General features: G+C 60.2%; 9 protein-coding genes. 4 read left to right on the plus strand and 5 right to left on the minus strand.

Annotated elements, in window-relative coordinates; translation table 11 throughout:
• Positions 1–76: 76 nt before the first annotated feature.
• Together fdhA and Y708_RS0110140 are read right to left on the minus strand one after the other, a co-directional pair.
• Positions 77–1,294, minus strand: a complete 1,218-nt coding sequence (fdhA, locus tag Y708_RS0110135; protein WP_028279850.1) for a formaldehyde dehydrogenase, glutathione-independent — start codon at positions 1,292–1,294, stop codon at positions 77–79.
• 274 nt (positions 1,295–1,568) lie between these two features.
• Positions 1,569–2,036: a DUF4383 domain-containing protein gene (locus Y708_RS0110140; RefSeq protein ID WP_028279851.1), complete on the minus strand. Its 468-nt coding sequence runs from the start codon at positions 2,034–2,036 to the stop codon at positions 1,569–1,571.
• Positions 2,037–2,166: 130 nt separating this feature from the next.
• Between Y708_RS0110140 and Y708_RS0110145 the strand changes: the two genes are divergently transcribed.
• The 4 genes from Y708_RS0110145 to Y708_RS24205 all read left to right on the plus strand — a co-directional run bounded on the left by Y708_RS0110145 (position 2,167) and on the right by Y708_RS24205 (position 4,816).
• Positions 2,167–2,931 (plus strand): SDR family NAD(P)-dependent oxidoreductase, encoded by a 765-nt coding sequence (locus Y708_RS0110145; protein WP_028279852.1) that lies wholly within the window; start codon positions 2,167–2,169, stop codon positions 2,929–2,931.
• 3 nt (positions 2,932–2,934) lie between these two features.
• Entirely contained in the window at positions 2,935–3,228 is a 294-nt protein-coding gene (locus tag Y708_RS0110150; RefSeq protein ID WP_028279853.1) for a DUF503 domain-containing protein, read from the plus strand.
• A 142-nt stretch (positions 3,229–3,370) separates the two neighbouring features.
• A complete protein-coding gene (locus tag Y708_RS0110155; protein WP_081746679.1) occupies positions 3,371–4,477 on the plus strand; it encodes a nitronate monooxygenase in 1,107 nt (368 codons plus the stop codon).
• A gap of 111 nt (positions 4,478–4,588) precedes the next feature.
• Positions 4,589–4,816, plus strand: a complete 228-nt coding sequence (locus Y708_RS24205) for a YegP family protein (RefSeq protein ID WP_035775943.1) — start codon at positions 4,589–4,591, stop codon at positions 4,814–4,816.
• Between the two features lie 16 nt (positions 4,817–4,832).
• Here the strand turns inward: Y708_RS24205 and Y708_RS0110165 are convergent, their stop codons facing one another.
• From Y708_RS0110165 to Y708_RS24210, 3 genes are all read right to left on the minus strand, one after another.
• On the minus strand, positions 4,833–5,258 hold the full coding sequence (locus Y708_RS0110165) for a transcriptional regulator (protein ID WP_028279855.1): 426 nt from the start codon (positions 5,256–5,258) through the stop codon (positions 4,833–4,835).
• Between the two features lie 51 nt (positions 5,259–5,309).
• Positions 5,310–8,570: a DEAD/DEAH box helicase gene (locus tag Y708_RS0110170; RefSeq protein WP_028279856.1), complete on the minus strand. Its 3,261-nt coding sequence runs from the start codon at positions 8,568–8,570 to the stop codon at positions 5,310–5,312.
• 32 nt (positions 8,571–8,602) lie between these two features.
• Positions 8,603–9,527 (minus strand): benzoate/H(+) symporter BenE family transporter (locus Y708_RS24210; protein ID WP_035775918.1); only part of this gene is annotated, 925 nt, incomplete at its 5' end.

The raw sequence follows: 9,527 nt of genomic DNA on the forward strand, positions 1-9,527 counted from the left end.
AACCGGTCTTCGACAAGACGGCGGGTGCGTAGCACCGTGCAGTGCTGCGCACCCGCCTACTGGTCAGCGATGTGAATCAGGCCGCAACATAGCCATGCGGGTCCAATACATACTTGGTCGCTGCACCCGCGTCGAACTCTTCGTAGCCGCGGGGTGCTTCATCAAGTCCAATCGCCTTGGCATTGACCGCCTTGGCTATCTGGACCCTGTCATGCAGAATTGCCATCATCAGTCCCCGGTTGTACTTCATAACCGGACATTGGCCGGTGGTGAAGGACAGGGACTTTGCCCAGCCCGTGCCGAGGGTGATTGACAGCGAGCCGACCTTGGCGGCGTCGTCCACGGCTCCAGGATCACCCGTCACATACAGCCCGGGGATGCCAAGCGCGCCTCCCGCGGCGGTCAGTGACATGAGCGAGTTGAGCACTGTCGCTGGCGCCTCGTGGGATGCATCGGAACCGTGTCCGCGGGCTTCGAAGCCCACAGCATCTACGCCGCAATCCACTTCAGGAACGCCGAGCAGCTGCTCCACCTGGTCCTTCGGGTCACCTTTCGACACGTCGACAGTTTCACAGCCAAAGCTGCGTGCCTGCGCCAACCGGTCGGCGTTCAGGTCACCGACGATGACGACGGCGGCACCCAGGAGCTGTGCCGACGCGGCGGCGGCAAGGCCCACCGGACCAGCACCAGCCACATAGACGGTGGAGCCGACGCCCACACCCGCGGTGACCGCGCCATGGAAGCCGGTCGGAAAAATGTCCGACAACATGGTCAGGTCCATGATCTTCTCCAGCGCCTGATCCCGGTCCGGAAATTTCAACAGGTTCCAGTCCGCGTAGGGCACGAGTACGTACTCGGCCTGCCCTCCAACCCAACCGCCCATGTCAACGTATCCATAGGCGCTTCCGGGCCGCTCAGGATTGACATTCAGGCAGATCCCGGTTTTGCGTTCCTTGCAGTTTTTGCAGCGTCCGCAGGCGATGTTGAAGGGAACAGAACAGATGTCGCCCTTCTTGATGAACTCAACGTCCCTTCCAACCTCAACCACTTCGCCGGTGATCTCGTGACCCAGTACAAGATTCGATGGTGCGGTGGTACGTCCCCGGACCATGTGTTGATCGGATCCGCAGATGTTTGTTGTTACGGTCTTCAGGATCACACCATGATGAACTTCTCTGCCCACATTCGCCGGGTTAACGCCCGGACCGTCTTTCAGCTCGAAAGTGGGGTAGTCGATATCGATGACTTCAACTTTTCCAGGACCCTTGTAGGCCACGGCTTTGTTTCCAGACACGTTCTTCCCTTCCGTTACCGGGAATCCGCTCATCATCGACCGGCCCCCTATGGTGTGAGGCGGGTTTCTGCAGCCAACGGGCGTGCAAGTCAGCCGGAGTTTAATGCCTCACACCTAGCCTAGGACGGACTGGGTTGCATTGGAGTCGCAATTCCAAACTTTTTTTGAGTTGCTCGCGACTGCAGCGCGGAACAGCCTGGCTGGCGCAAAAGAGTGCCCCACACGGGAGAACCGTGTGGGGCTGCGTTCTGTGACCGGCCATCGGCCGGATGGACTATGCGTTGGTTGATGTGTCACCTCCGCGATGTCGGGCCATAAAGGCCACGCCCAACCCGATTGCAACCACTCCGAGGATAAGGTGCAGCCAGTTGCTGGACGCGTTGAAGGAGAGGAAGTTTGCCGCCGAGTCAAGGTTGATGATCAGCCCGTAGAGCCACATCACCAAGAACAGGGCTCCACTTCCGATGAGGAAATTGCGGGCTCCCGATACGCTGCGGCTCATCCACACACCGACGGCTCCGACCGCCAGATACACGAGGTTGAGCAGAATTGACACTTGGAAAGCGCCAAACATCAGCGCTTCGGAACCGGAGGCAAACGCCATGCTTCCGTATTGTGAGGTGATTCCTGGGATGAATCCCAGGATTGCCAAAAGCAGGAAAACTACGCCCATCCCCATCGAAGCACTACGAACGTGATCGTGGGTGACATGAAAATCATGTGAATGTGATGCGGTAGTCACTTCCCCTCCTTATTGTGTGAGCAGGACAGGTTTGCTGAAGCCATGGCCTCAGCCGTTGGAAGAACGCATGAGGCGTACCTCCAGCCCTTTTATTTTACTGCCGATTGTCCAAAAGAGATAAGGTTTGCCGATGGCTGAAACAGCACTCATTACCGGAGCAACCGCTGGGCTCGGGGCAGAGTTTGCCGCACAGCTGGCGGCACAAGGAGTGCATCTTGTGCTGGTGGCCCGGAATTCCTCCAGGCTGGAGCAAGCCGGGGCCGAGCTGGCTCTGCGCCACAAGATTGAGGTGGAATCCATCGCCGTCGATTTGCTGGACGACGACGACGACGGCGTGGCGGCCGTGGTTCTTCGGCTCACCGATCGCTCCCGTCCAGTGGGCACTCTGATCAACAATGCTGGCTACGGGCTGGCAAAACCCTTCGCTGACAATTCATTCCGTGAAGAACTGGACCACCTCACCATCCATCTGATAGTACCGTTGGCCCTAAGCCATGCCGCGTTGCAAGGGATGCGGTCAGGGGGACACGGTCGCATCATCAACGTTGCAAGCGTTGCCGGCTTCGCACCCAGGGGTACCTACGGAGCTGTCAAAGCGGCAATGATCAGTTTCAGCCGCTGGGCCAACATCACCTACCGTCGTGACGGCATCACAGTGACCGCTGTTTGTCCCGGCTTTGTCCACACCGAGTTCCATCACCGGATGGGTGTGGACAAACGCCTGATCCCCGGCTGGATGTGGCTCGACGCCCACCATGTGGTGCGGGCAGCACTGCGGGATTCGGCCCAGGGCAAGGCCGTTTCTATTCCCAGCCTGAAATATAAGGTGCTGACTGCGCTCGCGCGGATTGGGCCGTCGTCGTTGGTTGCATCCGCAGCACGAAGGGGACGATGAGCAATGTGGATTGGTTTCATTGAATTCGACGTGTTGCTGGGTGACGTGCACTCACTCAAGGGCAAACGTTCTGTGCTCCGGCCGCTGGTCTCCGACCTTCGCCGGAAGTTCGATGTCTCGGCTGCTGAAGTTGGCAATCAGGAATTGCACCGGCGGGCGGAAATCGGTGCGGGTCTGGTGGGATCGGACCGGCACCATATTGTTGATGTGCTGGACTCGGTTGAGAGGCTTGTTGCCGGACGCCCGGAGCTGGAGCTGGTCAGCGCCCGGCGAAGGATCCTCAACAGCGAGGATTGAATATTTTTGGGGTGCCCTGGCTGGCGCCTAGCATGGATGTAATTCCTGGGCCGGGTGCCCGCTCCACGCGCTCAAGCCAACGTCAACCTCCTTCCGGGATTCCATCAGCGTAAATTTAGCCAAGGCAAAGGGCGAGGCGCATATGACTGACAGCAACGTATCCGTTGAACGACTGAGCGCCAGCGGCTCCAGCAGGTTGGAAGCGTCCGGTCTTCTGGCCGACCTTGGGGCTGTTATTCCGCTGGTTGCCGCGCCTATGGCAGGAGGCCCCAGCACCCCGGCTCTTGTCCTGGCGGCTGCCGAAGCAGGAGGACTGGGTCTTCTCGCTGGCGGATACAAAACGCCCGACCAGCTCGCCCAACAGATAACCGAGGTACGTGCAGGGGTCTCCTCCTTCGGAGTCAACCTGTTCGGTGTGAACCTCTTCGCGCCCAACCCGGTGCCGATCGACAAGGACGTCTTCGTCGAATACGCCAAGTCGCTCCGCGAACTGGCGGCCACCTACAACCTGTCCCTGGACGAAGTAGGTGCCCTGGAGGACGACGACGAGTGGGCGGCCAAGATAGACATGCTGGTCGCTGATCCCGCACCAGTGGTCAGCTTTACCTTCGGACTTCCCTCCGCCGAGGTTGTCCGACGGCTGCGGAAGGTCGGCTCGCTGGTGTTCCAAACAGTGACCAACCCGAACGAAGCGCAACAGGCAGCGGCGCTCGGCGTCGACGGCCTGGTGGTCCAGTCGGACAAGGCCGGCGGGCACTCCGGTACCTTAACCCCGGCCACCCCGGTCGAGCAGGTACCTCTGGCTGATTTGCTCGACCGCGTCCGATCATCGGTCCAACTGCCAATCTGGGCAGCAGGCGGCATCTCGACGCCAACAGGTGTCCGTGATGCACTTGCCCACGGCGCCGAGGCTGCCGTTGTCGGAAGCGTGCTGCTGCGCAGCCCCGAAAGCGGAGCCTCAAAACCCTATAAGGCAGCTCTGGCCGACACCAACCGCACAGAAACCGTTGTCACCACCGCGTTCTCGGGCCGTCCCGCGAGGGCGCTCCGCAACGCCTTCGTGGACCGGTTCCACACCGTGGCACCAAATGGATACCCCGCAATCCACCATCTGACCAGCCCCATCCGTAAAGCCGCGGCAGCCGCCAACGATCCAGAGAGCATCAATATTTGGGCCGGCACAGGCTACCGCGATGCCACCGAGGAACCAGCCGCCAATATTCTGCGCCGCCTCGCCGAATCCTGCTAGCCGGGTTCTGCTGTCGGTTGTGTAACGGTTTGCGCAGTTGGGTGACCAGGCATGATCAGTGCGCTTACTATTGGGGGACTGTTGAGGCTTTCCTTACAAGGAGGTAAGAGAGTGTCAGGCTATTTCAAACTGGTGGACGCGCATGACGATGGGTTCAGGATCAAGCTCGTTGCCGGAGACGGTACTTTGATGGCTGTTTCAGCGTTCTTCCCCACTAAACAGGCAGCGGTGCTGGGCATCGACCTTCTACGGGAGATTGCGGGTACCGGTCCGGTTGTGGACCACAGCCGGAACGACGAAATTACTGAAGCTGTTAACAAGCCACGTTTGAGCGCGTAGGTCTCTCCACCCACGATTAGGTGTTTTCCACCCAGCCGAGATTCTTCGCCATGTGTTCGAGGACATCAGTGGCGGTCTGGTAGTCCGCGGGAGATACGTCTGCGCCGAGCCGGTCGCGGTTGTGGCTGACCACCTCGGTGAGCATTGTGACGCTGCTGCGGCCTAGCTCCGTGAGTGCATACTCTGTTCCCTGAGCAGTCAACCAGTTGCTGTCCGTGAGCTCCTCCAGTTGCTCAGGCAGGGTTTCTTCGGAGTGATCGTCAGGGAGCTCGGCAAGGGCGGTATTGAGGTCGGTCATTGTGGCGGGTTCCTTGGCCAGCAGATTCAGGATTTGCCACTGCCGTCGGGTCACCCCGTGTTCCTCAAGGCTCGCTTCGAACTGCTCATCGATGAGTCCGTCGACCAGTTTTATCCAGAATTCAAGAGGACGTCTTTGCTCCATGGCACCTACTGTACAAGGGCGGTTCCTTCCAGTGGCGGATGTTGGGGCCTCTCACCCCTCCAACAGCGCTCGGATGTCCTCGGCGGTCAGCGCGGTGCTGAACACGGCGCCGTCGTCCATGACCGAACTGAACAGTTTGGCTTTCTGTTCCTTGAGCTTCATCACCTTCTCCTCGATGGTGTCCTTCGACACCATGCGGTACACCATCACATTTTTGGTTTGTCCGATCCGGTGGGTACGGTCCACTGCCTGAGCTTCGCTGGCTGGATTCCACCAGGGGTCCAAGAGGAAGCAGTAGTCGGCTTCGGTGAGGTTGAGTCCAAATCCGCCGGCTTTGAGACTGATCAGGAACACGGGTGCGTTGCCGTCCTTGAACTGCTCTATTACGTCGCCCCGCTTCCGGGTGGAACCGTCCAGATACGCATACTCGACGCCCTCCGCATCCAGCCGGGCAGCAACCATTTTCAGGTAGGACGTGAACTGGCTGAAAATCAATGCCCGGTGGCCTTCAGCCAACACATCCTCCAGCTGTTCAAACAGGACCTCAAGCTTTGCCGATGGAACCCCTGCATACGCGGGATCAACCAGTGACGCATCCAAGCTCAGCATCCGGAGCAGGGTCAGTGACCTGAAGACGATCATCCGGTTCCGATCCAGATCATCAATCAATCCCAGCAGTTTTTGCCGCTCCCGCTGCAGATGGGTCTGGTAGATTTTCCGGTGCCGGGGATGAAGCTCGATTTCGAGCACCTGTTCCTGCTTCGCCGGAAGATCCGAGGCAACCGCTTCCTTGGTTCGGCGCATCATCAGGGGACGGATCCGGCGGCGCAGCCGGGCAAGGCGTTCTGTGTTTGCCTGCTTTTCTATCGGAGTGCGATAGTCCTCAGTGAATTGGCGGGACGAGGGGAACAGGCCAGGCGCCGTGATGCTGAACAGCGCCCATAGCTCCATGAGATTGTTTTCCATCGGTGTGCCGGTGATCGCGAGCTTGAACGGAGCGTCGAAGTCCTTAGCGCACTGGTGTACTTTGGCTGCCCGGTTCTTGACGAATTGCGCCTCGTCGAGGATGAGCCCGGCCCAGTCTTGGCTCTTGTAGGCTGCGGCGTCGAGGCGGAACAGTGTGTACGAGGTCACGACGACGTCGGCTCCATCGGTTTGGTCTGCAAGTTTGGTGCCGCTCTTGGCTTGGGTATCGGTGATCCCGGTAATCGATAGTCCGGGTGCGAAACGGTGTGCCTCCGAGATCCAGTTGGGCACTACCGAGGTCGGGGCCACAACGAGGAAGGGCTTGTTTTCGCCGCTGTCCTTGGCATGAACGATCAGGGCGAGAGTCTGGACTGTCTTGCCCAGGCCCATGTCGTCCGCCAGGACACCGCCAAGGCCATGCTTCCAGAGGAAAGCAAGCCAGTTGAACCCATCCAGCTGATACGGCCGGAGCAGCGCCTGCAGACCTGTGGGAAGAGGGGTTGGTTCAACCTCAGTCAGCTCAAGGAGCCCGCCGACAGCAGCCCGCCAGGTGACTGCCTGCACGGTCTCCTCAGCAAGGTCCTCGAATTCTTCCCACAAACCTGATTGATAGCGGCTGATCCGGAGACCGGTTTCCCATTCATTCAGCTCCCGTGCTTCTTCGATGAGCTCGCGGAGCTGCTCGAACACCGGCTGGTTGAGGGACATGTAGCTGTTGTCCACCAGTTTGATCTTGCTCTTCCCCTGAGCAAGCGCCGAAAAGATCTGGTCAAACGGGATTTTGCGTCCCTGCACCGTGACCAGCACGCCGAGATCAAACCAGTCGCGGTTGTCGGTCTCAACGGTGGTGATGATCAGCTGCGGAGGTTCGGTGAGTTCCTCGAAGGAGGGTTTGTCGCCGATGATTTCCACCCGGACGTTGTCGAGCTCCAACAGTGTAGGCAGCGTAGTTTCGGTGAACTCCACAACCTGCATTTCCACGAGGGTGCGCTTCTTGACCGGACGCGCACCCATGGCGTTTCTCGCGGACAGGAGGATTTCCTGTTCGGCGGGTTTGTCGCGATAGCCGTCATCCTCCATGGTGTGGAGGTCCTTGCGGATGGTGGAGTCTCCCAACCGGTATTCCCAGTCCCAGGAGAGGTCCAGCTCATCCTCCCCGTAAATGGCCGTCAGGATCAGGGAGGGCGGCGTGATCTCGGGGAAGGTGACGGAGCCGTTGCTGCTGGTTACGTCGATGGACTGCCGCAGACGCGGATAGAAGTTACCGAGGAAGAGCTGTGCTTCCTCCCGCGGAACGAGCACCGGTTGGGTTTGCTGGAGGAGTTCCCGGTTGTGGTCCGTGAGTTTCCGGTCCATCGCTGCGAGTGTGATGGCACCCCCATCGGACACTGTGTAGAGTCCGTGATTGCCGATCACGTGAGCAGTATCCGTTGGATGTGGTTGTCCGTCGATTTCGAGGATCGGGCAGAGCTGGAGCCCATCATCGTGGGAGGTCGCATCGAGCTTCAGCGAGGCTGATTGTGCGAGTGAGACAGTAATCCCCTTGGTGGAGCCGACAAACTCAACGCCGAGTCTGACTGCTTCTTTGAGGAGTTGCCACAACAGCGGATTGCTGAATTCCTCGAGGTACAACCACGAGTCATTGTTGCCAAAATAGGAGACTCCCGTGCCTCGGTGCAGAGCCGGGAACTGGGAGAACCAGCGATGCTGGTCAGCGTCCAGCTTAATGCCGTGGGTCTGGTAGCTGATGCTTCCCCAAGCCAGGTTGTTCTTGACCCAGTTTCCTTTGGCGTTCCGGATGACCGGGCGGACTCCGAGTCTGATGGCGCCCTGCTTTTTCCTGCGTGAGGTTCCCCAGCCAGCGTTGCGGGAAAGGGTATGCCTGATCTCGAACTGAAGCGCCATGGGGGTGACGGGAGTGGCAAGGAGGCGGCCGGCGTCGTCGTTCTTGTGGTCTTCAATCAGACTGGACAGCGATTCCTGCCAACCTGCCGGGCTGGATGATCGTTTGGGTGGGCTGAGCTCCTGATTGGCGAGCAGGTTCTGGGTATTGCTCTGAAGCGCGGTGGCGGCGACATGTTTACAGTCGAGGCCGATGGGACAGCTGCAGAAACTGTCCTTGAGATGGTAGCGTCCGTCTCCCTTCTCCGTAAGGTACAGCTGGGTCCGGTACGGTGTCGGCGCGTTCCCCCGGACCCGGGCGTGGAGAATATTACTGTCAGAATCCAGGGTCAGCGCCTGCACGGCGCCGTCCTTGGCATACCCCTGGCCACGCTGAAACGCGGCTCCGCCCACCATGCGAATGATGTCCGTGACATCGATCATGGGATAGGAGGTACTGGGCATGCATTCATGCTCTCACGCGCCGGTGACAGTGTTTATGCGTGGGATCCGGTTCGGAGTTCGAGCACCTGCCGGACGGTCAACCCCGCGAGTAATGCCCAGAACGCTCCGCCGATTCCCGCGATACTCAGTCCCGACGCCGCGACCAAAAAGGTGACTGCAGCGCTGATCCGCGTGCCGGGGTCGGCAAGCGCAGCTGAGATGGCGGCCGCCATGGTGCCCAACAGCGCCAACCCGGCCACAGCCTCCACCAGGCCCGACGGCGCGGCCGCCGCGAGCGTGACCAGCACCCCCGAAAGCGCAGCCAGGATCAGGTATGCAATGCCGGCGCTCAGTGCCGCGATCCAGCGTCGAGAGCGGTCCGGTCCGGCACTGTCTCCGGCCGCGAGTGCGGCGGAGAGCGCAGCTAGATTGATCGCGTGACCGCCGAACGGCGCCGCCGCCACTGTTCCGGCACCCGTAACCAGCATGGACGGGCGCCATGGGGTCTGGTAGCCAAATGACTTGAGGACGGCAACGCCCGGAATGTTCTGCGAGGCCATCGTCACGATGTACAGCGGCAGCGCGATTCCGGCTGCGGCCTGCAGAGTCCATTCGGGAATGGTCGGTTGCAGAGTTGGTGCCATGGTGGCCGGCTGCAGTGTTGTCCCGGTGATCAAAACATAGATCGCAATGACACCCAAAGCCGCAGCCAGCGTCAGCGGAACAGCCCATCGGGGCGCCAGGCGCATCGCGATCAGCCACACCGCAATCACCGGAAGAGCCAGGGCCGGAATGGTCGCGGCAGCCTGAAAAGGGGCAAGGCACAGGGGGAGCAGCACACCCGCGAGCATGGCTTGGGCCAGCGGTATGGGGATGGCGCCCACCAGGCGGCCAAGGGCAGGGATTGCGCCCGTGGCTACAATCAGGACCCCCGTGATCAGGAACCCTCCGACGGCGGCTGGCCAGCCGCCGTCGTAC

It is taken from the genome of Arthrobacter sp. H5, assembly GCF_000520595.1.
Lineage (GTDB): Bacteria > Actinomycetota > Actinomycetes > Actinomycetales > Micrococcaceae > Arthrobacter_D.